General features: G+C 70.0%; 22 protein-coding genes. 12 read left to right on the top strand and 10 right to left on the bottom strand.

Annotated elements, in window-relative coordinates:
* Positions 1-83 precede the first annotated feature (83 nt).
* From QIS99_RS25815 to QIS99_RS25780, 8 genes are all read right to left on the bottom strand, one after another.
* The gene (locus QIS99_RS25815) at positions 84-824 is read right to left on the bottom strand and encodes a class I SAM-dependent methyltransferase (protein WP_282516039.1); all 741 of its coding nucleotides are present in this window, start codon (positions 822-824) and stop codon (positions 84-86) included.
* Positions 805-2124, bottom strand: a complete 1320-nt coding sequence (locus tag QIS99_RS25810; protein WP_282516038.1) for a flavodoxin family protein — start codon at positions 2122-2124, stop codon at positions 805-807. The genes QIS99_RS25815 and QIS99_RS25810 overlap by 20 nt, the downstream gene beginning before the upstream one ends.
* Positions 2121-3194 carry a bifunctional diaminohydroxyphosphoribosylaminopyrimidine deaminase/5-amino-6-(5-phosphoribosylamino)uracil reductase RibD gene (gene ribD, locus QIS99_RS25805; protein WP_282516049.1) on the bottom strand — a complete coding sequence of 358 codons (1074 nt, stop codon included), beginning with the start codon at positions 3192-3194 and terminating at the stop codon, positions 2121-2123. Before ribD ends, QIS99_RS25810 begins: the two co-directional genes overlap by 4 nt.
* A 50-nt stretch (positions 3195-3244) precedes the next feature.
* A complete protein-coding gene (locus tag QIS99_RS25800) occupies positions 3245-4210 on the bottom strand; it encodes a formylglycine-generating enzyme family protein (RefSeq protein WP_282516048.1) in 966 nt (321 codons plus the stop codon).
* A gap of 107 nt (positions 4211-4317) precedes the next feature.
* Entirely contained in the window at positions 4318-5727 is a 1410-nt protein-coding gene (locus tag QIS99_RS25795; protein WP_282516037.1) for a GDSL-type esterase/lipase family protein, read from the bottom strand.
* Positions 5724-6461, bottom strand: a complete 738-nt coding sequence (locus QIS99_RS25790) for an SAM-dependent methyltransferase (protein ID WP_282516036.1) — start codon at positions 6459-6461, stop codon at positions 5724-5726. Before QIS99_RS25790 ends, QIS99_RS25795 begins: the two co-directional genes overlap by 4 nt.
* A 240-nt stretch (positions 6462-6701) precedes the next feature.
* Positions 6702-8408, bottom strand: a complete 1707-nt coding sequence (locus QIS99_RS25785; RefSeq protein WP_282516035.1) for a WD40 repeat domain-containing protein — start codon at positions 8406-8408, stop codon at positions 6702-6704.
* Complete coding sequence (locus tag QIS99_RS25780) at positions 8405-9070, bottom strand: GTP cyclohydrolase II (protein ID WP_282516034.1); 666 nt, start codon at positions 9068-9070, stop codon at positions 8405-8407. Before QIS99_RS25780 ends, QIS99_RS25785 begins: the two co-directional genes overlap by 4 nt.
* A 471-nt stretch (positions 9071-9541) precedes the next feature.
* Between QIS99_RS25780 and QIS99_RS25775 the strand changes: the two genes are divergently transcribed.
* The 9 genes from QIS99_RS25775 to QIS99_RS25735 all read left to right on the top strand — a co-directional run bounded on the left by QIS99_RS25775 (position 9542) and on the right by QIS99_RS25735 (position 20920).
* Entirely contained in the window at positions 9542-10294 is a 753-nt protein-coding gene (locus QIS99_RS25775; protein WP_282516033.1) for an acyl-CoA dehydrogenase family protein, read from the top strand.
* Between the two features lie 85 nt (positions 10295-10379).
* Positions 10380-10862, top strand: a complete 483-nt coding sequence (locus QIS99_RS25770; RefSeq protein WP_282516032.1) for an NADH-quinone oxidoreductase subunit NuoE family protein — start codon at positions 10380-10382, stop codon at positions 10860-10862.
* Complete coding sequence (locus tag QIS99_RS25765) at positions 10859-12430, top strand: formate dehydrogenase beta subunit (protein WP_282516031.1); 1572 nt, start codon at positions 10859-10861, stop codon at positions 12428-12430. Before QIS99_RS25770 ends, QIS99_RS25765 begins: the two co-directional genes overlap by 4 nt.
* On the top strand, positions 12421-15237 hold the full coding sequence (gene fdhF, locus QIS99_RS25760) for a formate dehydrogenase subunit alpha (RefSeq protein WP_282516030.1): 2817 nt from the start codon (positions 12421-12423) through the stop codon (positions 15235-15237). The genes QIS99_RS25765 and fdhF overlap by 10 nt, the downstream gene beginning before the upstream one ends.
* A 1-nt stretch (position 15238) precedes the next feature.
* Positions 15239-15475, top strand: coding sequence for a formate dehydrogenase subunit delta (locus QIS99_RS25755; protein ID WP_282516029.1), 237 nt, complete (start codon positions 15239-15241; stop codon positions 15473-15475).
* Between the two features lie 380 nt (positions 15476-15855).
* Positions 15856-16845 (top strand): LysR family transcriptional regulator, encoded by a 990-nt coding sequence (locus QIS99_RS25750; protein ID WP_282516028.1) that lies wholly within the window; start codon positions 15856-15858, stop codon positions 16843-16845.
* 217 nt (positions 16846-17062) lie between these two features.
* Entirely contained in the window at positions 17063-18793 is a 1731-nt protein-coding gene (gene oxc / locus QIS99_RS25745; RefSeq protein WP_282516027.1) for an oxalyl-CoA decarboxylase, read from the top strand.
* Between the two features lie 54 nt (positions 18794-18847).
* Positions 18848-20104 carry a formyl-CoA transferase gene (frc, locus tag QIS99_RS25740; RefSeq protein ID WP_282516026.1) on the top strand — a complete coding sequence of 419 codons (1257 nt, stop codon included), beginning with the start codon at positions 18848-18850 and terminating at the stop codon, positions 20102-20104.
* 276 nt (positions 20105-20380) lie between these two features.
* Positions 20381-20920 (top strand): HPP family protein, encoded by a 540-nt coding sequence (locus QIS99_RS25735; RefSeq protein ID WP_408909635.1) that lies wholly within the window; start codon positions 20381-20383, stop codon positions 20918-20920.
* Between the two features lie 147 nt (positions 20921-21067).
* Here the strand turns inward: QIS99_RS25735 and QIS99_RS25730 are convergent, their stop codons facing one another.
* Positions 21068-21487, bottom strand: a complete 420-nt coding sequence (locus tag QIS99_RS25730; protein ID WP_282516025.1) for a CoA-binding protein — start codon at positions 21485-21487, stop codon at positions 21068-21070.
* Between the two features lie 224 nt (positions 21488-21711).
* On the opposite strand from QIS99_RS25730, the gene QIS99_RS32225 reads away from it, so the two are divergent.
* The 3 genes from QIS99_RS32225 (at position 21712) to QIS99_RS25710 (ending at position 23938) form a co-directional block, all read left to right on the top strand.
* On the top strand, positions 21712-22371 hold the full coding sequence (locus tag QIS99_RS32225; protein WP_349017329.1) for a PAS domain S-box protein: 660 nt from the start codon (positions 21712-21714) through the stop codon (positions 22369-22371).
* Positions 22368-22769 (top strand): FAD-dependent oxidoreductase, encoded by a 402-nt coding sequence (locus tag QIS99_RS25715; RefSeq protein ID WP_349017328.1) that lies wholly within the window; start codon positions 22368-22370, stop codon positions 22767-22769. Before QIS99_RS32225 ends, QIS99_RS25715 begins: the two co-directional genes overlap by 4 nt.
* A 218-nt stretch (positions 22770-22987) precedes the next feature.
* Positions 22988-23938, top strand: coding sequence for a LysR family transcriptional regulator (locus tag QIS99_RS25710; protein ID WP_282516024.1), 951 nt, complete (start codon positions 22988-22990; stop codon positions 23936-23938).
* Between the two features lie 154 nt (positions 23939-24092).
* On the opposite strand, the gene QIS99_RS25705 is transcribed toward QIS99_RS25710, so the two are convergent.
* Complete coding sequence (locus tag QIS99_RS25705) at positions 24093-24335, bottom strand: hypothetical protein (protein WP_282516023.1); 243 nt, start codon at positions 24333-24335, stop codon at positions 24093-24095.
* Positions 24336-24351 lie beyond the last annotated feature (16 nt).

Here is a 24351-nt window from a genome sequence, read left to right as displayed (position 1 = left end):
TGCGGGCCCGCGGCGCAGCAGCGAGCCGATGGCCCGGCCCCGGCGGGGGCCGGGCCATCGGCTCGGTCGGTTCCGGTCGGCGGTCAGGCCCGGCAGCGCAGCATCTCCAGCGGGGGGTTGCCGAGGAAGTCCGCCCAGAAGTCCGCCCCGAACGTGCTGAGCCCCTTGTCCGACACCGTCAGCGGTACCCAGGTGACCTCGCCGAACCCGGCCGACCGCAGGCACGTCTCGTAGACCTCGCGCCGCGGGTAGGTGGTGACGAACTCGATTCTCTGGTCGAGCAGTGCCGTGATCCGGACTCTCGGCCCGGTGCCGGCCTCCTCTCCCGTCGGCTCGTACAGGAAGCCGTACTTGCCGGTGGGCGGCCCGTCGAAACGGTAGTCGGGCGCCTGGGTGAGCACCAGGAACTCGGCGCCGGGCTGCAGGCTCCGGTGCACGCCCCGGCACATCCGCTCCATGGCGGCGACGTCCTCGGCGTAGTTGAGCAGATAGACCGCCGTGGCGAGGCCGAAGCGCCGTCCGAGCGGGCGCAGTCCGGCCACGTCGCCCACCTCGTAGCGCACGCCCAGCGGACGGCGGTCCTCCAGCTCCCGGGCTGCGGCGACCATCTCGCCGGAGATGTCGACCCCGAGCACCTCGGCGGCACCGCGCCGCTTGAACTCCCTGCTGTAGAAGCCGGTTCCGGAGGCCAGGTCGAGGACCGACCTGCCGCGCACGTCCCCCAGCATGCCCAGGAAGCTGGGCAACTCCGCGTAGCGGGCGAGCGGCAGGGACTTGAAGCCCTCGTACGCCTCACCGATCACGTCATACTGCTGCACGCTCACCGTGCCGTCCTCCTCTGCGTTCCGTCCCGTCCTCGGCCCCGGCGACGGCCAGGGCCCCTCCGGCGCCGTTCACACCGGTCAGATCGTGTGTGCCGTACGCGGGTTGCCACGCCCGGCGCAGCAGCCGGCCGGCCGTCGCCGTGCGCCGCCCCTGGTGTGCCGCGGCCGCCAGGGCCGCCGCCGACGCCACCATGCCGGTGTCGGTCACCTGTGTGGTGCCGTACGGATTGCCGCCCGCCGCAGCGACCGACGGGTCCGTGAAACCCGGCGGCACGACCACGGCACCGCTGTGCAGCAGCACATGGTGGAAGGCGAGCAGCGCGGACTCACTGCCCGCGTGGGTACGCGGCGCCACGGTGAACGCACTGACGGGCTTGCCGGACAGCACCCCGCGCAGGGTCCCCCCGGCCCCGGCCCCGGCCCCGTACTCCAACGACTGGGCGAAGCCGAGCAGTTCGGCCGCCATCGCCCCGAGCCGTGCCGGGGCGCCGAAGACCACCGCGTCCGCCCAGGCGATGTCCTCGGCGGTGGCGACGGCGGCGGCGCCCGGCAGCCAGGGGGTGCGCGCGACGCCCGCGCCCGGGACGCGCCGCAGCCGGACCTGCGCCCCGGCCAGCCGGGCGCCGGCCGCGCACTCCTGCGCCAGCAGGCGAGCGGCGGCACCGTCGGCGCAGTGCACCACGGCCACCTTGACCGGCTCGTCCGTCCCTGCGCCGGCGTCGGTCCGCTCGCCGGTCCCCGGATGGGTCAGCGCGGTGAGCTCGGCCAGGCGCCGCCCCTGGGTGAACGCCGCCGTCGTCTCGCCCGCGCTCGCGCCGCCGCCGGTCCGGGCCTCGGCGGAGAGGCCGTACGCGTTGCCGCCCGCGCGCTGCATCAGCGGATCGGCCGGGTCCGCTCCGACGACCCAGGAGCCCCAGTGGTACGCGCTCTGGTGCAGGGCGAGGAGCGTCGCCTCACGTCCCCCGTGGGTACTGGCCGATGCGGTCATGGCGGTCACCACCCGGTCCGCCAGCGCGCCCTGGCGCCACAGCGGGCTGGTCGTCTCCAGGAACCGCTTGAACGGGGACGAGACATTGCCGAAGTACGTGGGGGCCGCCAGAACCAGGCCGTCCGCCCACAGCACGTCCTCGGCCGCGGCCACCTGCTCGGGCCACCGCGCGCCGCCGCCCCGCTCCTCGTCGGCCACCGTCAGGAGCCGCACCCGCGCACCCCCGGCCCGGGCCCCCTCGGCGGCCCGGACCGCCAGGGCCCGCACCGTGCCGTGGCGGCTGTGGTGGACCACCACGACCCGGGGGGTCACGCCGGCTCCCCGGGCAGCGGGGTGGCGCGCAGCGTCAGCCGTACGTCCTCGTCCAGGCGCCGGACGTCGTCCAGCTGGAACCGCTGTCCGTCGGCCAGGGCCGACGCCCCGAAATCGTCGAGCACCGGGCGGGCGGCGGAGCCGAGGAGCAGCGGCGCCAGGTACCCGACGACCCGGTCGAGCAGGCCCCGCGCGGCGAACGACGCGGCGAGCCGGGCTCCGCCCTCCAGGAGGACGGAGCGCAGCCCACGGGCGTAGAGCTCGTCGGTCAGCGCGCGGAGGTCGAGTGCCCCGTCGGCCGAGGGCAGTTCAAGGACCTCGTGCCTGCGGGGGATGCGCGGCCGGTCGGCGCCCTTGGCGATGGCCACCAGGGTGGGGGCCGCGTCGTCGAGGACCCGCGCGTCGGACCGGATCGCGCCGCCTCGGTCCAGGACCACCCGCAGCGGCGCCCTGCCCGCCACGCCGTGCCGCAGACCCAGCTGCGGGTCGTCGGCGGCGAGTGTGCCCGAGCCGACCAGGACCGCGTCGTGTGCGGCCCGCAGAGCGTGTGCGTCCCGCCGCGCCGCCGGTCCGGTGATCCAGCGCGACGTGCCGTCGGGCGCCGCTGACCTGCCGTCCAGGCTCCCGCCGAACTTCCAGGTCACGCAGAGGCGTGCCCGGCGGACGGCGGTGAGCCAGAGCTCGTTGCCCCGCTCGGCCTCCGCGCGCAGCACGCCCGACCGCACCGGCACGCCCGCTGCCCGCAGCCGCTCCGCACCGCCCGCGGCGGCCGGGTTCGGGTCGGGCACCGCGTACACGACCCGTCCGATGCCTGCCGCGAGCAGCGCGTCGGCGCACGGTCCGGTGCGCCCGTGGTGCGCGCAGGGCTCCAGGGTCAGGACGGCGGTCGCGCCGCGCGCCCGGGCGCCCGCGGAGGCGAGCGCCTCGGTCTCGGCGTGCATGTGCCCGGCGCCCCGGTGGAAGCCCTCGCCCACGGGGACGCCGTCGGGGTCGAGGATGACGCAGCCGACCACCGGGTTGGGGCTGGTCTGGCCGAGCGCGGTCCGCGCGAGTTCGATGGCGCGCCGCATGGCGCTCTCCTCGGCCACCGACACGTCGCCCGCCGCCGGGTCCGCGGCCGTCACGGTGTCTCCGCGAGACGGAAGCCCATGGCGTAGATCTCCCGCTCGTACCAGCCGTGCCGGCGGCGGCAGCGCGCCAGGTCGCCGAAGCGGGTGAAACTGCCCCCGCGGGCGATCCGGTAGGCGCCCCGGGTGACGGCGAGGTCGTCGGCGATGTCCGTGCCTCCGGGGTACGGGCGGTAGGTGTCCGCCGTGTACTCCTCTACGTTGCCCGCCATGTCGTACGCGCCGAACGGCGAGCGCCCGGCGGGGAACACGCCGATGGGCGTGGTGGCCAGGGGGCCGTGCTCCACCGTGTTCGCGCGGTCCGCCGTGAAGGTCTCGCCCCACGGGAACTCGCGGCCCTCGGCGCCGGCGGCGGCGTATTCCCACTCCGCCTCGGTCGGCAGCCGGAAGGCCCGCCCGGTGCGCCGCGCGAGCCAGGCGGCGTAGGCGTCGGCGGCCTCCGGCGGCACCGTCCACACGGGGTGGTTGCCGAGGTGGTCGGGGTAGCTGCCGAACCGCCAGGACGAGGGCAACTCCGTGGAACCGGTGTCCTCAAGGAAGCGCCGGTACTCGGCGTTGGTGACCGGGTGCAGTGCGATCCGGAAAGCCGGGACGTCCAGCTCGTACGCCGGGCACTCCTTGGCGATCCACGGCTCCTCCACACCGGCGTGCCGCCACCGGGCGGTGACTGAGGCGACCGCCGCGTCGGGCAGGCCGAGGCGGACCCGGGCGGCCGGGACATCGGCCATCGGCGGCTCGTCCGGGCTGATCCGGGGATCGCCGACGAGGCCGAGGACGGTCCCGGCAGCGTACCGGCGCGCGAAGGACTGGGCCGGGTCCTCGGCGACCGCGACCAGAGTCTTTGCCGGGACGGCGAGCAGGTCGCGGTGGTCGCGCAGCGGCCACGGCTCGGTGCGGGCGGTGAAGGTGTCCAAAAGGCCCATGGCCGCGCGGTCGGACAGGGTGTTGGGGTTGGCCATGACGTCGGGCGCGTCGGCGGCGGTCACGGGTACCGCCACGGCTGCCTCGGCCGGGGCGGGGCGCGAAGCGCCGGGTGCGTGCGCCGCCCGGGGCGGCGGACTGCTGGTCACGAAAGCCTCCGTTCCGGTCCGGGAACGAGTTCCCCGGTCGGTTGTCCGGCCGGTTCCCCGGTCGGTTGTCCGGCCGGTTCCCCGGTCAGCGCGTCCGTGGGGACGGCCGCCGCCAGGGCCCGGTAGCCGGCGTCGTTCAGGTGGATGTGGTCGCCGGCGTCGTACTCCGGGCGGACCCGCGAGGGATCGGCGGGGTCGCGGACGGCCGCGTCGAAGTCGACCACGGCGTCGAACTCGGTACTGGCGCGCAGCGCGGCGTTCACTTCGGCACGCCCCCGTTCGGCCTCGGGGCTCCACAGCGGCGAGCCCTCGAACGGGGTGAGGGTGGCGACGACGACCCGGATGCCCCGCTCGTGCAGCCGCCGGGCCATGCCGCGCAGGCCGTCGAGCACCTCCTGAGCACTGGCGCGGGGCTCCAGCTGCAGGTCGTTGATGCCCTCGTAGAGCACGGCCGTACGCACCCCGGACTGCCGCAGGACGTCCCGTTCGAGGCGGCCGACCGCGCTGGTGCCGCGCTGGGGCCGGTCGGTCTCGGTGCCGTCGCGCAGTACGCGGTTGCCGCCGATGCCCTTGTTGAGCACGCCGGTGCCGCGGGTCGCGGGGTCGGCGGCGAGGCGGCGGGCCAGGGCGTCGGTCCAGCGGGCGCTGCCGTCCGGGGTGGAGCCGACACCGTCGGTCTGCGAGTCGCCGAGCGCGACGACGGTGCCGCGCAGACCGGGGCCGCGCACGTCCACCCCGGTGAGGAAGAACCAGGAGGTCTCGGTCCGCGTGAACGCCGCTGCGCCCTCCTCGGCGGCGTGGTCCCCGGGTTCGGAGACGTACGAGGTCTGCTGGGCGAGCCAGTGCCAGGTGGCCGGTCCGGTCGCCCGGGGCAGGTACAGGCTGACGACCAGGTCCGCGTCCGCGGGCACGTCGAAGCCGACGGGGTCGGTGAGCGTCCCGGCGCCCGCCGCGACGGTCGTGCCCGCGGCGCCGCCGAAGGTGACGCGGCGGACGCTGCCGGGCTCGACGGCGCCGGGCGAGCCCGGCCGCGACCGGGCGACGGTGGCCCGGCCGATGTCGAGCGGGCCGGTGCCGTACGCGTTGGACAGGCGCAGCCGCAGCTCGTCCCCGCCGACGGAGGTGTGCACGACCATGCGCACCGTGCGGTCCTCCAGGCCCTCCTGCGAGATGCCGTCGGGGGCCGCCGGGGCGGGGGCGGTGCCCCAAGTGCCGTACCAGGGCGAGGAGTCGGGGGCCGGCGGGCGGGCGGCGGCACCGGCCGGAGGGGCGAGGAGCAGCGTGCCCGCGAGGGCCAGGCTCAGCGCGCACACCAGCGCGGCCAGGCTCCGGCGGAGCGCCAGGAGGCCGGGGCCGCCGGGGCCGCCGGGGGTTCCCGGGCGGCCCCGTTTCGGTCCGGCGGTCATCGGGCCGTGCCCGGCGCTGCGGAGCCGGGCACTCGGTAGACGCCCACCAGGTAGGTGAGCCCTTCGATGTCCCGCGGCACCCGGTGCGTGGCGACCGTCTCGAAGCCGTGCGCGGTGACGAGGGAGTGGAGCTCCTCGGCGGTGAACTCGCGGTAGAGGCGCTGCCCGCCGTTGGTGTAGAGGCGTCCGGTGGCGCCGACGGCCTCGAACACGGAGACCGTGAACAGACCACCCGGGCACAGCAGTTCACGAATCCGCCGCAGGTAGCGCGGGTAGCCGTCCGGGTGCTGGTGGTGCAGACAGCCGTTGTCGAGGACGGCGTTGTACACGCCGGTCTCCTCCAACTCGCTCGCCGACACGGCCAGGAACCGGGCCCGGCCGGGCTCGCGTCGGCCGATGACCGCCCACTCGGGGGAGGAGACGAGGTCGATGCCGGTGACACGGTGACCGGCGGCGAGGACGATCTCGGCGTCGCGGCCGCGGCCGGTGCCCACGTCCAGGACGTGGGCGTCGCCGACGCCGCCGCGCGCGCGGCTGAGCGCCTCGACGAGCAGCCGGGGCACCTCGCGCATGGCCCGCTCCTCGGTCCATATGTCGCGCCCGTCGGCGTAGTGCTCCTGGAAGTCGGAGCGGATGACGGATTCGTAGGCGGCCTCGTCGAGGGCCGGTCCGTCGGTGAGGGTGATGGTGTACGCGTCGGCTATGCGGTGGGGTTCGGTGCGGTGGTTTTCCATGATTCCTTTTCGCGCGGGGATCGGACCGGGAAGCGACAGCGCCGCTCGCTAGGGCCTGTCCGGCGGATCTTCACGGGCCCACGACGCCTGGCACGCTCCCCCAGCCTCCGGCCGGGGGTACCCCCACTCGCCGCACGCCCGAATCACCCAAGTACGTCCAGTACGAGGGCGATCCGGGCGCACGCCGAGAGCACGCACCAGACGCCGCGGCCTGTTCCGCGAAGATCCGCCGGGCAGGCCCTAGCCGCCGATCCGGTACACCTCGCCGTCGTAGGAGGAGGCGGCGAACACCTTGCGCTCCGGGTCGTACGCCAGGGAGGAGATCCCGGCCGTGGTGGGCCGCTCGACGGTGCTCCAGGCCCGCTCGCTGCGGTCGTACACCGCGACCTGCCCGTTGTAGCTGCCGGTGGCGACGAGCCGCCCGTCCTCAGAGGCCGCGACGCATTTGACGGAGTGGGTGTGCGGGGTGTCCAGGACCTCGGCGCGCCGCTGCGGGTCCCACAGGCGCAGCTTCAGGTCGCGGCTGACGCTGGCGAACCAGCCGTCGTCGAGCCCGGCGCAGCCGTTGGCGATGCGGTCGTGCGCGTCCTCCACCGTGGCGACCTTGGTGAGGTCGGAGATCCGGTACCAGGTGGCGGAGGCGTCGGCGGCGACGGAGAAGAGGAGGTCGCCGGAGACCGCGATGCCCTTGACGGCGTTGCCGTGCAGGTCGAGATCGCGGACGTGGGTGGCCTTGGCGGACCCGCCGGGACCGCCCTCACGGTCGAGCCGCATCAGCAGCCCTTCACCGGTGTAGGCGCCGACCACCGCGTACTGGTCGCCGTCCCGCTCGAAGGCGGCAGCACAGTTGAGGGGTGAACGGTGCTGGTGCAGTTCGCGGCCGGTCAGCGCGTCGAAGACCTTGCCGAGCTGGCCACCGGTGAGCACCAACGGGCCCAGCGGGGTGAGGAAGTTGCAGAGGCTCCCGGTCGCGGCGACCTGCTTGCGGTCCCGGTGCACGAGTCCCGCGTCGCCGACGGTGAGGGCGGAGCCGGACGGTTCGGGCAGTACCGCGTTGACGCCGAGGGTGGGCGGCACCTCGGAGCTGTCCCAGGTCCGTGCCTCGTAGTCGTACGTGCGGTAGGTCGCGCCGAACGTGGCGTACACCAGGCGCGAGCCGCCCGCGAACGCGCAGGAGCGGGGCCAGACGTCGTGCGGCAGCGCGGTGGTGTCGTGCAGTTCGGGGGTGCCGGACGCCACGTTCCACAGCCGCATGGTGCGGTCGTAGCTGAGGCTCACCAGGAGGTCGCGGGAGTCGTCGAGGACGAGTCGCTTGATGCCGGCCTCATGGGCGGAGACCAGGGTCCGGCCGGATGGCTCGACGACGATGATCTGGCCCTCGTCGTTGCCCGCGAAGATGGTCCCGCCGGAGGAGATGGCGACCGTGTCGGTCTCCACGCCGTCCATGTCCAGGTCGTCGATCAGGCCGCCGGACTCCAGGGACCAGCGCTTGATGGTGCCGTCGTCGCTGGAGGAGATCAGCTCGTCGCGGTCCCGGGCCCACTCGACCGAGATGACGTCGGCGGTGTGCCCGGTGAAGGTGGCGAGGAGGCGTCCGGTGAAGTCGTACGCGCGCACCCGGTGGTCGCGGGAAGCCGTCGCGATCAGTTCCCGGCTCGGGTGGAAGACGGACATCTCCACGTCGTCCTCCTGCTCGGCGAGGACGGCGACCAGGCGCAGGTCGGGCACGGACCACAGGCGGGCGGTGTAGTCGCTGGAGGAGGTCACCAGGTGCCGGCCGTCCGGGGAGAACTGCACCTGGTTGGCGAGGTGGTCGTGGAGGGAGCGGGACACCGCGCGCCCGGTGCTCTGGTCCCAGCAGATGACCTGGTTGTCGTAGCCGGCCGTGGCGACGTACTTGTCCTGCCAGGCCGCGATACCGCTGATGGGGCCCTTGTGCTGAATCATATGAGCTCCTCCACGAGGTCGATGGTGTGCCCGCTGTGGACTGCCTTGGCCCGCAGGTACTGGGCGTTGCGGCTGGTCCGGAAGATGCCGGTCGGTACGGCCTCCTCGATGTCGATCCCGCAGGCACGCAACTGCGCGGCCTTGTCCGGGTTGTTGGTGTGCAGCCGGATACGGGGCGTGTCCAGGGCGAGGAGCATCTGCGCGGCGGAGCGGTAGTCGCGCAGGTCGTCGGGGAAGTTCAGCTCCCGGTTGGCCGCGAAGGTGTCGAGGCCCTGGTCCTGGAGCCGGTACGCGTCGAGCTTGTTGTAGAGGCCGATGCCGCGGCCCTCCTGGCGGAGGTAGAGCAGGATGCCGCCCTCGGTCGCGAGGAGTTGCAGGGACTCGGTGAGCTGGGGTCCGCAGTCGCATCGCGCGGACCCGAAGACGTCACCGGTCAGGCACTCCGAGTGCAGCCGCACCAGCGGCACCGCCGCGGTGGGTTCGAAGACCAGCGCGATGTGCTCAAGGCCGTCGCCAAGGCCGTGGAACGTAACCATCTTCGGGGTGCTCCAGCCCCCGTCGGCCAGACGCACCGGCACTTCCACCACGGCCCTGGTCCGGGCCGGGTCCGAAACAGAATCGGCATCGGTCTCTGGGTACTTGCCCTTGCACGCGTGCAGCATTGGGTTGTGTTCCTCCCGTTGAGACTGAGCCCGACGCTGCATCGCACGGCGCCGGGCCGGGCTCGACACTTCCAGCGCCGGTTCGCTCCCACAGCACGGACGGACCGATACCCGCACCGAACTGTTTTGCGGTTCCCACCGAACCCAGAAGATCCCCAACCCCCGGATCACCAGCCGCGCCGAATCTCGACAACGCCGCTGAAGCCTTGGGGGTACCTGCACGCGATCCATCTGACCTGCGCCGTCGCCGCCCGCCAACGCGTCGACCCGCCCCGCCTGGGCGTCGACTCCGCCGGATCCGCGTTTCTTCGCGTAACGCGACTTCTGGCAGAGCTGGAACACGTCCCACAGTCCGCCTGAAACAAGATCACCGGACCCTGCGGGACTCGGGGCAGCTCACCGCACTGGGTTAGTATACAGTATACAATCTGCAGACTCCGTTGCCCGGCCTGGACTTCAGGGAGCCGCTCCATGTCGTACCAATCCGCCCTCTCCCACGTCTTGAGCAGCACGATCGAGCCCTCCGCCCAGCTGATCGCCGCGCACGAGAGGTTTCCGCGCGCCTCGGTGGTCGCCCTCGGAGAAGCCGGTCTGCTCGGGCTCACTGTCTCCGTCCACTTCGGCGGCGGCGGCCTCGGACTTGCCGAGGCCGCCGAGGTGGTGACCGCGGTGTCCCGCGCCTGCCCGGCCGCCGGTGCCGTTCTCCGCTCGCACTACGCCGCCGTGGCCTGCATCGAGGCATACGGCACCCCGTGGCTTCGGCAGAAAGTCGCCACTGGCTGTCACCTCAGCACCCTTGCCGTGGCCGACGCCTGGAACAGCGACCCTGCGGGAGGGGCAGCCTCGCCTGCAGGTTCCACGGCTCTGCGCACCGGCGACGTGGTGACGCTCCGCGCCCGGAAATGCGACGTCGTCGCGGCGGGCGAGGCCGACAGCTACATCTGGTCCTCCCCGCCGGTCGATGACGGCGGGTCCGCCCTCTGGGTGATCTCTGCTGACGCCCCGGGCCTGTTCGTGCCGGCGCGCCCCAACGGCACAGGGCCGCGCGGCAGTAGCACGTCCACTGTCTGCGCCGACCCCGTGCGCGTCCCGGCGAGCGCGAGGCTCGGCCAGGAGAGCAGCGAGGGGACCGAGATGTTGCACACGGCGCTCCAGTGGCTGGCCGCACTACCGGTCGCAGGTTCGGTCACCCCCGGGCAGGTCGGCGGCGAAGTGCTCACCTGACCCCAGCGTGTTCCCGACGGTGGACGCACACCCGAAGATTGCATACAGTATCCGATGACCATGCGCGACGGCGAGGGAGAGGAACATGACGACGAGCGTCGACGACGTCACCACGCAGGCCGCGGTCAGTGCGATCGTGGCCGCCCATCGCGGGCAACGCGGCCCACTGCTGCCGATAGTGCACGCCATCCAGGCCGAATGGGGCCACGTACCGCAGGAGGTCATTCCGCTTCTCGCCCAGGAACTGAACCTCTCCCGGGCGGACGTACACGGAGTGATCTCCTTCTACGACGATTTCCGTCGCGAACCCACCGGCCGTACAACCGTGCGGATCTGCCGGGGCGAGGCCTGCCAGGCTGTCGGGGCTGGCGCGCTGCTGACCTGCGCCCGCGACCGGACGGGCCTCTCACCGGGGGAAACACGTGCCGACGGATCAGTCACCGTGGACCAGGTCTTCTGTCTCGGCAACTGTGCGTTGGGGCCGACCGTCGAAGTGAACGGCGAGATGCTCGGACGTATGGACGCGGATCGCCTGCGCTCGGTCCTGGACGAGGCGGTCGCATCATGAACCCTGCGTCGAACTTCCCGGTGACGGTGTACGTCCCTCGCGATTCGGCGGCGCGCTCTGTCGGCGCGGACGCGGTCGCGGAGACGGTCCGGACGTTGGCGGCCGAGCAGGGCCGACCGGTCGAGCTTGTCCGCAACGGGTCGCGCGGCATGCTCTGGTTGGAACCGCTGATCGAGGTGGGCACGCCCGACGGGCGGGTCGGCTACGGGCCGGTGGCGCCCTCGGACGTGGAGGGTCTCCTGGAGGCCGGTTTCCTGGACGGGGCGGACCATCCGCTGCGGCTCGGCGTCGTCGACGAACTCCCCTGGCTGTCCCACCAGTCGCGGCTCACGTTCGCCAGAATCGGGATCACGGACCCGCTCTCCCCCGAGGACTACGAGCGGCACGGTGGCCTCACCGGGCTGCGACGGGCCCTGGACCTCCTACCTGCCGACGTCGTCGCCACGGTCACGGAGTCCGGGCTGCGCGGACGCGGAGGGGCGGGATTCCCGGCTGGCGTCAAGTGGAAGACGGTGCTCGACTGTGCCGACGAGCTGAAGTTCGTGTGCTGCAACGCCGACGAGGGCGACAGCGGCACCTTCGCGGACCGCATGGTGATGGAGGGCGACCCCTTCATGCTCATCGAGGGCATGACGATCGCCGCCCACGCGGTCGGTGCGCGCGAGGGCTACTTCTACATCCGCTCGGAATATCCGGACGCGGTGGCGTCCATGCGCGCGGCGATCGAGATCGCGCGGGCGAACAACTGGCTCGGCGACCGCATCCTCGGCTCTGACCTCACCTTCGACCTGCACGTGCGCGTCGGTGCCGGAGCGTACATCTGCGGCGAGGAAACCTCGATGCTGGAGAGTCTGGAGAGCAAGCGGGGCCTCGTTCGGGCAAAGCCGCCCATCCCCGCGATCCAAGGGTTGTTCGGCAAGCCGACCGTCGTCAACAACGTCCTCACCCTGGCCACGGTCCCGGTGATCCTCGCGAACGGCGCGAAAGCCTATCAGGAGTTGGGTGTGGAGCGCTCGCGCGGCACGCAGGTCTTCCAACTCGGTGGCAACATCGCCCGCGGTGGCATCGTGGAGACGGCGTTCGGGATCACCCTGCGCGAACTCATAGATGAGTACGGCGGCGGCACGCTGTCCGGTCGTCCGGTGCGCACCGTGCAGGTGGGGGGTCCCCTCGGCGCCTACCTGCCGACCTCCATGCTCGATCTGCCCATGGACTACGAGGCGTTCGCGGCGGCAGGTGCGATGCTCGGCCACGGCGGTGTGGTCGTCTTCGACGACACCGTGGACATGGCCTCCCAGGCGCGCTTCGCCATGGAGTTCTGCGCTGCGGAGTCGTGCGGGAAGTGCACACCGTGCCGCATTGGTTCGGTACGCGGCGTCGAGGTGATCGACCGGATCGTGGCGGACGAACAGCGCGAGGAGAACCTCGCTCTGCTAGAGGACCTCTGTGACCTGATGACCGACGGTTCGCTGTGCGCCATGGGCGGGTTGACACCGATGCCGGTGCGTAGCGCCATCGAGCACTTTCCCGACGACTTCCTCGCAAGGGAGGGCACAGCATGGCCCTGATCAAGGAGCCGGATTTCGGAACCCCGGAACGGCCCGGCGAAGCGACCGTCTCAGTCGAGGTCGACGGCATGCCCGTGAAGGTGCCCGAGGGCACCTCGGTGATGCGCGCGGCGGCACTCGCAGGCATCGACATACCCAAACTCTGTGCCACCGACAGCCTCGAACCGTTCGGGTCCTGCCGACTGTGCGTGGTGGAGATCGACGGCCGTCGCGGCACCCCGGCTTCGTGCACCACGCCGGTCGCCGACAGCATGGTCGTGCGGACGCAGACACCCAAGGTGGAGAAGCTGCGTCAGGACGTCATGGAGCTGTACATCTCCGACCATCCGCTGGACTGTCTGACCTGCTCCGCCAATGGCGACTGCGAACTGCAGGACATGGCCGGAGTCGTCGGTCTCCGCCAGGTGCGGTACGGCTACGAGGGGGAGAACCACCTCGACGCGGCGCCGGACCTGAGCAACCCCTATTTCGACTTCGAACCGTCCAAGTGCATCTCCTGCTCCCGCTGCGTCCGTGCCTGTGGTGAGGTGCAGGGCACTTTCGCGCTGACCATCGAGGGCCGCGGCTTTGACTCCAAGGTGTCCCCCGGTGCCGGTGAGTCGTTCATGGACTCCGAGTGCGTCTCCTGTGGCGCCTGTGTACAGGCCTGCCCGACGGCGACGCTGCAGGAACGGTCGGTCGTCGAGCTGGGCATGCCGTCCCGCTCGGTGATCACCACCTGCGCGTACTGCGGAGTCGGTTGTTCCTTCAAGGCCGAGCTGCGCGGTGACGAGCTGGTCCGGATGGTGCCGCACAAGGACGGCGGGGCCAACGACGGGCACTCCTGCGTCAAGGGCCGCTTCGCTTTCGGCTATGCGACCCACCCCGACCGCGTGCTGAAGCCCATGGTCCGGGAGAAGATCACGGACCCCTGGCGCGAGGTCGAGTGGGACGAGGCCATCCAGACCGTCGCCCGGAAGATGCGTGCCATCCAGGACACGTACGGCCCGAGCTCCGTGGGTGCCATCAGCTCCTCGCGATGCACCAATGAAGAGGTCTACGTCGTCCAGAAGATGGTGCGCGCGGCCTTCGGCAACAACAACATCGACACCTGCGCCCGCGTCTGCCACTCCCCGACCGGGTACGGGCTGAAGCAGACCTTCGGTGAGTCGGCCGGGACGCAGGACTTCCGCTCGGTGGCGAAGGCCGACGTGATCATGGTGATCGGCGCCAACCCCACCGACGGGCACCCCGTGTTCGGTTCGCGGATGAAGCGCCGGCTGCGTGAGGGGGCGCAGCTCGTCGTCGTCGACCCGCGCCGCATCGACCTGGTGCGCTCGCCGCACGTCGAGGCCGCGCACCATCTGCAGCTGAAGCCGAGCACGAATGTCGCCGTCATCAACGCCATGGCTCATGTGGTGGTCACGGAGGGCCTGGTCGACCGGTCCTTCGTCGCTGAGCGGTGCGAAGGGTTCGACGCGTGGGCGGAGTTCGTCGCACTCCCGGAGAACAGCCCGGAGGCCACCGAGCCCATCACTGGGGTGCCCGCCGCCGAAGTGCGGGCCTCGGCCCGGATGTACGCCACGGCGCCCAACGCGGCCATCTATTACGGCCTCGGTGTGACGGAGCACAGCCAGGGCTCCACGATGGTCATGGGGATGGCGAACCTCGCGATGGCGTGCGGCAACATCGGCCGTGACGGCGTGGGTGTGAACCCGTTGCGCGGCCAGAACAACGTGCAGGGCTCCTGCGACATGGGCTCCTTCCCGCACGAACTGACCGGCTACCGTCATGTCTCGGACGACGCGGTCCGTACCGTGTTCGAGGAGTTGTGGGGCCGTACCCTCCTGCCCGATCCTGGGTTGCGGATTCCGAACATGTTCGATGCTGCGATCGACGGCTCTTTCCGGGGCCTGTTCGTCCACGGTGAGGACATCGCGCAGTCCGACCCGAACCTCCAGCATGTCAGTGCGGCGTTGGAGGCCATGGATCTGGTCGTGGTGCAGGACCTGTTCCTCAATGAGACGGCCAAGTTCGCGCATGTCTTCCTGCCGGGCGCGTCTTTCCTGGAGAAGGACGGAACGTTCACCAACGCCGAGCGTCGGATCAACCGGGTGCGGGCGGTGATGAAGCCGAAGACGGGCAAGCACGAGTGGCAGATCGTCTGCGAGATCGCCACTGCCATGGGTTACCCCATGTCGTACGACCATCCGGGCCAGATCATGAGTGAAATCGCCCGGGTAACGCCGACGTTCAAGGGCGTCTCCTTCGAGCTGCTGGATGACCTCGGCAGTGTCCAGTGGCCGTGCAACGACGAGGCGCCGGAGGGCACTCCGACGATGCATGTGGACGCGTTCGTCCGCGGCAAGGGCAAGTTCGCGGTCACCGCCTACGTGCCGACGGACGAACGCACCACTTCGCGCTTCCCGCTGGTGCTGACCACGGGCCGCATCCTCAGCCAGTACAACGTCGGGGCACAGACGCGCCGCACCGGCAATGTCGCGTGGCACGCGGAGGATGTGCTTGAGCTGCACCCGCTGGACGCCGAGAACCGAGGCGTCGCCGACGGTGACATGGTGTCGCTGGCCAGCCGGGTCGGTCGTACGACACTGCGGGCGCGGGTGTCCGACAGGATGCCACCGGGTGTGGTCTACACGACGTTCCATCATCCCGTCACCGGCGCCAACGTGGTCACCACCGAGAACTCGGACTGGGCGACCAACTGCCCGGAGTACAAGGTGACCGCCGTACAGGTCGCCCTGGCGCATCCGCTCGGGCGTCACGCCTCGGAGTCGTCGGAGACCGGCCGGCTCGCGGGGGTGGACTGACGTGGCCGCCACTGTGCAACCCGAGGAGCGGATGGCGAACCAGATCGCCGCGAATTTCCGGCACGTACCCGGTGACCGGGCCGCCGAGGCGATCGCGGCGCACATCCGCCTGTTCTGGGACCCGCGGATGCGCCGCCGGCTCCTGGAGGTCGCGGACCGCCAGGCTGACGATCTGGATGCCGTGGTTCTCGTCGCGACGCAGCTGCTGCGACAGCCGCAGGAGGCCTCGGGCGGCTGAACCGCCGGTACCTGGCATCGCCTCGTCTCCCCCTGCCCAAGGGAGAGACGAGGCGATGCGGCGTATGCCTGGCTGCTCTGGCGGCGAGGTCGTCCGCGCTGGGGCTGTTGACCAGCGATGGTGCTGATGCTGTGTCGCCGCTCGCCCGCTGCGCCGGATATCTCCGCCGAGGAGGGGCACCGCAGCCGGCTGCGGTGCCTCTCCTCGTTTCGGCGCGGGGCCGCCGGGTCGCAGTGGCTGTGGGCCTTCTTGATCGGATCAGCATCGGCATGGCAACCTCACTTCGAATAAGGGATACTGCATACAGAATGCTAGATCCAACGCGCCCTCACGCCTGGCCGGCCAGGCGGCCGTCGGCACGAGACGAACAGGAGCCACTCATGTTGTTCCGACAGCTCGAGTACTTCGTGGCAGTCGCCAGGGAGAAACATTTCGCGCGTGCTGCGGACGCCTGCTACGTCTCACAACCGGCGCTGTCGGTCGCCATCGCCAAACTGGAACGGGAGCTCAACGTCACCCTGATCAACCGGGGTCGCTCCTTCGAAGGCCTCACGCCGGAGGGTGAGCGGCTCGTCGTCTGGGCCAAGCGGATCCTCGCGGAGCACGACGCGTTCAAGGCCGAGGTGGCCGTCATGCGATCGGGCATCACCGGCACACTGCGGCTGGGAACCGGGCCCACCGTGTCGACAACGACGGCACTGCCCGTAGCCGCGTTCTGCGCGATGCATCCGCTGGCCAGGGTGAAAGTCAACTCCCGGCTCTCGTCCGGGGAGTTGATCCGGCAGCTGCGTGATTTCGAACTGGACGCCGCCATCGCCCACTTCGGGCCCGACGACCACGAGGGCCTGGACGTCGTGCCGCTGTACGAGGAGCAGTACACCCTGCTCGCACCCGGTGAGCATCTGACTCCCCAGCGCCCGACCATCACCTGGGCGGAGGCGGCCCAGCTACCGCTGGCACTGCTCTCGCCCGACATGCGTTTCCGGCAGTTCATCGACCGCGCTTTTCAAAGCGCCGGGGTGGTGGCGAACCCCCAGGTGGAGACGGACTCCGTCGCTTCTCTCTACGCCAACGTCGCCTCCGGTGCGTGGGCGAGCATCGTCCCGCACACGTGGCTGAACGCCATGCCGGTGACCGGCGGGACCAGGGCGGTCCGGTTGGTCGGGCCGGACGCCAGAGCGCAGATCTCCGTGGCGATCCATGCGGCGACTCCGGGTTCCATCGCGGCCAGGACGTTCCTCAACGTGGTCGCTGGGCTGTCGCTGGACGAGGTGTTCGCACCTCAGCGGACGGACCTCGCTGCCTTGGCACGCACTGCCGTCGAGGGTCCGCACGACGGGCCACTCGCGGATCTCTGCAGCACCGGCTGACGGGCGGCGGCACCCGGCGACCGGCAGAGTACCTCTCTCGCACCTGCCGAAGGCCCGCAGCCGCACGCGTCGCGGGCGCTTGTGGGTGAACTTCGCTCACATTGATAAATGCTGTTAACCAGGTGGTTGGCAGGAGATCTTGGACGCGCTGCCCCCAAGGCACGGATGGTGAGGACAGAAGACGAACGAGGCGCACCCTCCAGGGAGGATCCTGACCATGACCGACGCCGTACAGGACGCGGGAGCAGAGGGCGCCGACGAACCGCCCGCGCTCACTGATGGAATCCATCTGGTCGTCGATGCACTCAAGCTCAACGACGTGGAGACCCTCTACGGGGTGGTCGGCATCCCGATCACCGACCTGGCTCGTCTCGCGCAGGCGTCGGGCATCCGCTACATCGGGTTCCGGCACGAGAGCGACGCCGGGCACGCGGCGGCAGCGGCCGGGTTCCTCACCCAGAAGCCGGGCATCTGCCTGACCGTGTCCGCTCCGGGATTCCTCAATGGGCTCGTGGCACTGGCCAACGCCACCACCAACTGCTTCCCGATGGTGCAGATCTCGGGGTCCAGCGAGCAGCATCTCGTCGACCTCCAGCGGGGCGACTACGAGGAGATGGACCAGCTCGCGGCCGCCCGGCCGTTCGTCAAGGCGGCCTACCGGGTGCACCGGGCAGAGGACATCGGCCGCGGCATCGCCCGCGCGATCCGCACTGCAGTCTCCGGACGGCCGGGTGGCGTCTATCTGGACATCCCGGCTGCGGTGCTCGGCGAGGTCATCGACGCCGAGCAGGGAGCTGAGTCGCTGTGGCGGCTCGTCGACCCGGCTCCTCGCCAAGTGCCGCAGGCGGAGGCCGTGGACCGGGCGATCGACTTGCTCGCCGGCGCCGAGCGGCCGCTGGTCGTACTCGGCAAGGGTGCCGCGTACTCGCAGGCCGACGAGCAGATCCGGGAGTTCGTCGAGACCACGGGCATTCCCTACCTGCCCATGTCGATGGCCAAGGGCCTGCTGCCCGATGACCACCCGCAGTCGGCTTCCACCGCCCGTTCTCTCGCCCTGCGCCGGGCGGATGTCGTCATGCTCGTCGGTGCACGCCTGAACTGGCTGCTCGGCCATGGCGAGGCGCCGCAGTGGAATCCTCAGGCCACGTTCATCCAGGTCGACATCGCCGCCACGGAGATGGACAGCAACCAGCCCATCGCCGCCCCGCTCGTCGGCGACGTCGCCTCGGTGATGGAGGCCCTCGCAGAGCGGAGCAAGCCCGGCCGTATCAATGCCCCTGCGGCGTGGAGGGAGGAACTGGCGGAGCGCTCGGCGCAGAACGTCGCCAAGATGGCCGGCCGTCTCAAGGCCGCCGAAACGGCTCAGCCGATGAAGTTCCTGGGCGCGCTGCAGGCCATCCGCGATGTCCTGCACGAGAACCCTCGTGCCTACGTCGTCAACGAAGGCGCCAACGCACTGGACTTGGCCCGCAACACCATCGGCATGCAGGTGCCGCGCCACCGGCTGGACAGCGGTACCTGGGGCGTGATGGGCATCGGCATGGGCTACGCGATCGCCGCAGCGGTCGAGACCGGTGACCCTGTTGTCGCCATCGAGGGCGACAGCGCCTTCGGGTTCAGCGGCATGGAGATCGAAGCGATCTGCCGCTACGACCTGCCGATCGTCACCGTGGTCCTCAACAACAGCGGTGTCTATCGCGGTGACGACCCCTCCGCCTCCGACGACCCGGCGCCGACGGCTCTGAAGGCCCGACACGACCTCATGATCCAGGCGTTCGGCGGCAAGGGCTACCAGGCGACGACGCCCGCGGAGGTTGCCACCGCTCTCCGTGAGGCCCTGGCCTCCGGCCGCCCGGCGCTCATCGACTGCGTGATCGACCCGACGGACGGCACGGAGAGCGGCAACATCGCGCACCTCAACCCCAAGGGCATCACTGTCCAGCGCTGAAGACATCCACACAGCGCCCAGAGACGATCCATCATCGAAAAAGGGAAAGCAATCATGACAGAACTGCCTCTCTCCGGGATCAAGGTCATCGACTTCACCGGTGTCCAGGCAGGCCCGGCGTGCACCCAGATGCTCGCGTGGTTCGGGGCCGACGTCCTGAAGGTCGAGCGCACCACCGGTGGTGATGTGACGCGCAATCAGCTGCGTGACGTTCCCGACGTCGACGCGCTGTACTTCACCATGCTGAACAGCAACAAGCGCTCCCTGGCCATCGACACCAAGTCCCCCGAGGGCCGGGAGGTCATGGAGAAGCTGATCCGCCAGGCCGACGTGCTGGTGGAGAACTTCGCGCCGGGCGCCATGGACCGCATGGGCCTGGGCTGGGAGACGCTCCAGGAGTGGAACCCGCGGCTGATCTTCGGCTCCGTCAAGGGCTTCAACGAGGACTCGCCGTGGAACGACCTCAAGGTCTACGAGAACGTGGCCCAGTGCGCCGGCGGTGCCGCGTCGACGACCGGATTCTGGGACGGGCCGCCGACTGTCAGCGGCGCCGCCCTCGGTGACAGCAACACCGGTATGCACCTGCTCATCGGGCTGCTGCTGGCGGTGATCGACCGTGACAGGACCGGGAAGGGCCAGAAGGTGGCGGTGTCCATGCAGGACGCCGTGCTCAACCTGTCCCGGGTCAAGCTGCGCGACCAGCAGCGCCTGGACCGAGTGGGCTACCTGGAGGAGTACCCGCAGTACCCCGACGGGGAGTTCGGGGAGGCCGTGCCGCGCGGCGGCAACGCGGGCGGCGGCGGCCAGCCCGGCTGGGTGCTGAAGTGCAAGGGCTGGGAAGACGACCCCAACGCGTACATCTACTTCACCCTCCAGGAGCAGAACTGGAAGCGGACCGCCGAGGCCATCGGCCACCCCGAGTGGATCGACGACCCGGACTACAGCACTCCGATCGCTCGGCAGCCGCGTATCTTCGAGATCTTCGAGGCGATCGAGAAGTGGCTCGCCGACAAGACGAAGTACGAAGCGGTCGACATCCTTCGCGAGTTCGAGGTGCCTTGCGCGCCCGTGCTGAGCATGAAGGAGATCGCGAACGACCCCGCGCTGCGCAAGAGCGGAACCGTCGTGGAGGTCGAGCAGAAGGGGCGCGGCAAGTACCTGACCGTCGGAAGCCCCATCAAGTTCTCCCGGTTCAAGCCCGAGATCCAGGGCGCCCCGCTGCTCGGCGAACACACCGAGCAGGTCTTGCACGAGCTGGGCTACGACGCGAGTGCCATCGCCGGACTGCGCGCCAACAAGATCGTCGCCTGACCCCGGCACCTCTGAACGCCTCGCGCTGACCTCCCCCTGAGCGAGGTACTGCCAGACGTGCCCACCGCATGGAACCGGCCCCGGGTCAACGGCCCGGGGCCGGTTCCATGGAGCGTCCTGCTCGGAAGCCCGTCGCTCGCAGACTCCGATCTTCCGCTCCAGCCGAACAGCGGCTTCGGGGGGCCGCCCTCGGCACACACACCACCTTCTACCGGTCGCTTGACGACCCATCAGAGCTTGTGTTCGAACCCACGTCCAAGAAGGCAGGGCAACCTCGTGAGCCAAACGGCAGTGCCTCCCGCCGGCACATCGGAGCAGACCCGCGAGCAGGCATGGTACGAGAGCAGGGCGCCGCGCTCGGCCGGCCCCCGTGCCGTCCTCACCTCCACCGCGATCAGCGTCGTCGCCCTCACAGTCCTCGCCGCCATCGGCATATGGATGGACCAGGCCGTACTCATCCCCCCTCTCGCGGCGAGCATGGCCCTGATCGCCGGAGCGAGCACCACCCCTCTTGCCCAGCCCCGTAACGTGGTCGGCGGCCACATCATCGCCGCTCTGACCGGCTACCTCGTCATCGCCATTGCCGGCTCCGGGTTCTGGAGTTCTGCTGTGGCAGGCGGTCTCGCGTTGGGCGTCATGCTTCTCTGCCGCGTCAGCCATTCTCCGGCGGCGGCCACCGCGGTCATCGTCGGCCTCGATCACCCTCCAGCTGCACAGTTCCTTTCGCTCTTGGTGCTGGCTTCGGTGATCCTCGTCGCAATCGGCGTGCTCGGAAACCGTATGAACCACCATCGCTACCCCGTCTACTGGTGGTGACTGCTCTCCCGGGGAAGCCTCATGGGCGTGAGCACATGTCCGGGTGAGCACGTTTCTTGTTCCAGATCGCTTTTGGCCCCACCGGTAGACCTGGCGGGGCCAAAAGCGTGCGCTACATCGAATTTTTATGGTTGTTGACCGCGTCTATCAGCCGAGTCCCAGCCTGGGAATCTCCCGCCCCGGCGAGCGGTCCATCACCATCAGCAGTCCGGATTCACGAGTCCGCTGATAAGCGGACTCATCGATGACGTCCAACTGGAACCACACCGCCTTGGCTCCTACGGCTACGGCTTGGTCAGCTATTTCACCGGCCAGTGCGGAATTGACGAACACGTCCACCACATCCACCGGGAAGGGAATATCGGTGAGCGAGCGGTAGCCCTGCTCACCGTGGACCGTCTCCGACTTGGGGTGGACGGGAACGATCCTTTTTCCTATGCGCTGCAGCTTCTCCGCCACCCGGTAGGCAGCCCGGTCCGGATTATTTGACAGGCCGACGACGGCCCAGACGTCTCCGGCTTTGGTCAGAATTTCGGTCATTGTCGCATCATCGCTATAGAGTGCCATTAAGGCATCATCAACGAATGGCAGAGAAAATGGAACCGTTTCCCGAGAAATGAACCAGGGGCGATGCCACCGGTGCGCCCAGTCTCGATCTCCCAGCCCTGAAGGCACCCGGCTGAAGGCACCCGGACCGGCAAAGCCTCAGCAACCTCCGCACCACACGAGAGTGTACTGTATACAGTATCCCTTGTTGCTGCTGACTCCAGCGGCGAGGAAGGAGAAGCATCATGGGCGATGTCAGGAGTGCGCAATCCGCCGACTGGCTGGCGCAGTTGGTCGTGCAGGAGGCGTCCGAGGCCATCGTGGTGACCGACCCGGAGGGGATCATCCGGTTGTGGAACCCTGGGGCGGAACGCGTGTTCGGCCATACTGCGGCCGAGGCGCTGGGCCGGAGCCTCGACCTGATCATCCCGGAGAAGCTGCGGGAGCGGCACTGGGAGGGCTATCACAGAACGATGGCCACCGGACAAACCCGTTACGGGGACGCGCCGTTGAACGTGCCTGCCACCCACCGGGACGGCCACCGCCTGTCGATCGAGTTCAGCGTGGCCCTGCTGCGTGACGACACAGGCCGTCTCGCCGGGATCTCCGCGATCATGCGTGAGGTCTCGGACCGCCGCAAGGCCGAGCAGGAACTGCGGACCAGGCTCGCCGAGGTCGAGCAGCGCCTCGCCCGCGAGTCACAGATGCACGTGACCGTCGACGAGGACAAGTGCTGTGGCGCGGGCCAGTGCACGCTCCTCGCGCCGACGGTGTTCGACCAACGGGACGACGACGGGACCGTAGTACTGCTGAACGCAGTGCCGGGCAGGTCTGAGCACACCGTTGTCCAGGAGGCGGCCGGCAGGTGCCCCTCCGGTGCGATCCGCGTGAGCAAGTCGGCGTGAGCGCATCGGGAAGCGTCCTGGTGGCCGGTGCCTCGGCCGCAGGCCCGGCCACGGTCGAGGCGCTGCGCCGAGGAGGCCACCAGGGCCGGGTGACGGTGCTCGGAGCCGGGCATGACCATCCTTACGACCGCCCACCGCTGTCCAAGCAGATCCTCTCCGGGGCATGGCAGCCCGAACGCTCGCGGATGCGGGACGACGTCGAAATCGCCGGCCTGGCCGCCGAGTTCATGCTCGGGGACACGGCCGTGGGCCTCGATGTGGCGACTCGTACGGTCGAGACCGCCTCCGGCCGCCGTCCGGGATCGGACACCATCGTCGTGGCCACCGGACTGGAGCCCCGGATGTTTCCGGGGCAGGCCGACCTGCAAGGTGTGCACGTGCTGCGCACTGGACGGTGATCCAGCCGACGGCCGCTTCGTCGCCCTCTACGCCCGTTGCGGCATCGTCACCGGCGTACTCGGCTGGAACATGCCGAAGCAGATCCGTTCCTTTCCGGCACCACGTCGTCTCCGCGACTCCCTGGAACGCGCTCGGCCTGTCCGCACGGCAGGCGAGCTGAGGCGATCACAGGCGCCGGGCGGCGGTGGGCTGTTTCCCTCCACCACACGTAGCCAGGGTGCATTTCGAAGCAGGAGACACGATGTCGGATCCGATTCAGCTCAGGACGTTCCTGACGGTGGCACGGACGCTCAGCTTCACCCACGCGGCCGCCGAACTCGGCGTACAGCAATCGACCGTGAGCCAGCGCATCCGCAAACTGGAACAGTCGCTGGGGCGAGAGTTCTTCACCCGAGACACCCCTACTGTGAGCCTCACTCCCGACGGCGAGAGCCTGGTCGGCCTGGCTCAGCAGATACTCAGGGAACACCTGCGAGCTGCGGAGCACTTCGCCGCCCCGCCGCTGTGCGGGCCGTTGCGCTTCGGCCTGGCGGAAGAGCTCTCGGAGACCGGCACGACGGAGATGCTCGCGGAATTCGTCGAGGACAACCCGGCCATCCGCATAGAACTCACCGTCAGGTCCAGCAGGCAGCTGACGACCATGCTTCACAACGGCGCACTCGACCTCGTGTACAGCGAACGGGCACACGGCGACGACGGGAGCACGAGCAGGCTCGCCTGGCAGGACGAGCTGGTGCTGGTCGGCCAGCCCCACACGCCCATCGACCCCCAGCGCCCCTTGCCCCTCGTTCTCCCGTCGTACCCGAACAGGGCAGTGATGCGCGGCCTTCGCACCCTCAGCGGTCGAGGCCGGCCATGGTCCCCCACGGCGACGAGCAGTGACACCAACGGCGTGTGGGCAGCGGTCCGGGCAGGCCTGGGCCTGGCCGTTTCCGCGCGCAGGCTCGTGCCGTACGGACTGAGCGATCTCACCGGAATCGGCCGGCTCCCTGCCTTGGGGGAGATCGAGTTCGTCATCGCGACGGTGCCGGGTGGTGACCGGGACCTCAAGGCGTCGTTCATCGAGGAACTCCTGCTGTACGTTGCCGATGCACCACACAGGCTGGTCCTACGGCCCGACCGCTCAGGTGCATGCAGCCCGTCGGCCCGCCGTCGTCCGTACCCCTGAACTCCTTTGGCGGGCAGGCGACTTGTGCCGTCGTGTTGACCCGCTCGGGCGCACGCCCGAACGGACACTGAGGCAGGCGGCATGGAGCGACCGTGCCGGTCGTCGCCACTCGTGTCGAGGGCTGCGATCAGCACGGTCGCTCCGATCGGCGGAATCAGCGTGGTGCTGCGACGTCGGGTCCGCCCGCCGCCTCGATGCTGGAGCTCTCGGTTCTGGCTGTCTCGGCCGGCTGGGGAAGGAATCGCGGCGTGAGACTCCCCAGCAGGGCTGCCGTAAAGGTGACCAGCCCGATGACGGAGAGCGGCAACATGTGGTGGACACCACCGACATACAGCAGTGGCAGGCCCATCACGGCCACGAGAGTCGCCCAGGTCTGGATGCGCGCGTTCCGGTTCATCTCGACTACCTCCGGT

The sequence above is a fragment of the Streptomyces solicavernae genome (assembly GCF_029968095.1).
Taxonomy (GTDB): Bacteria; Actinomycetota; Actinomycetes; order Streptomycetales; family Streptomycetaceae; genus Streptomyces; species Streptomyces solicavernae.
This window is presented reverse-complemented; position numbering and strand designations above follow the sequence as displayed.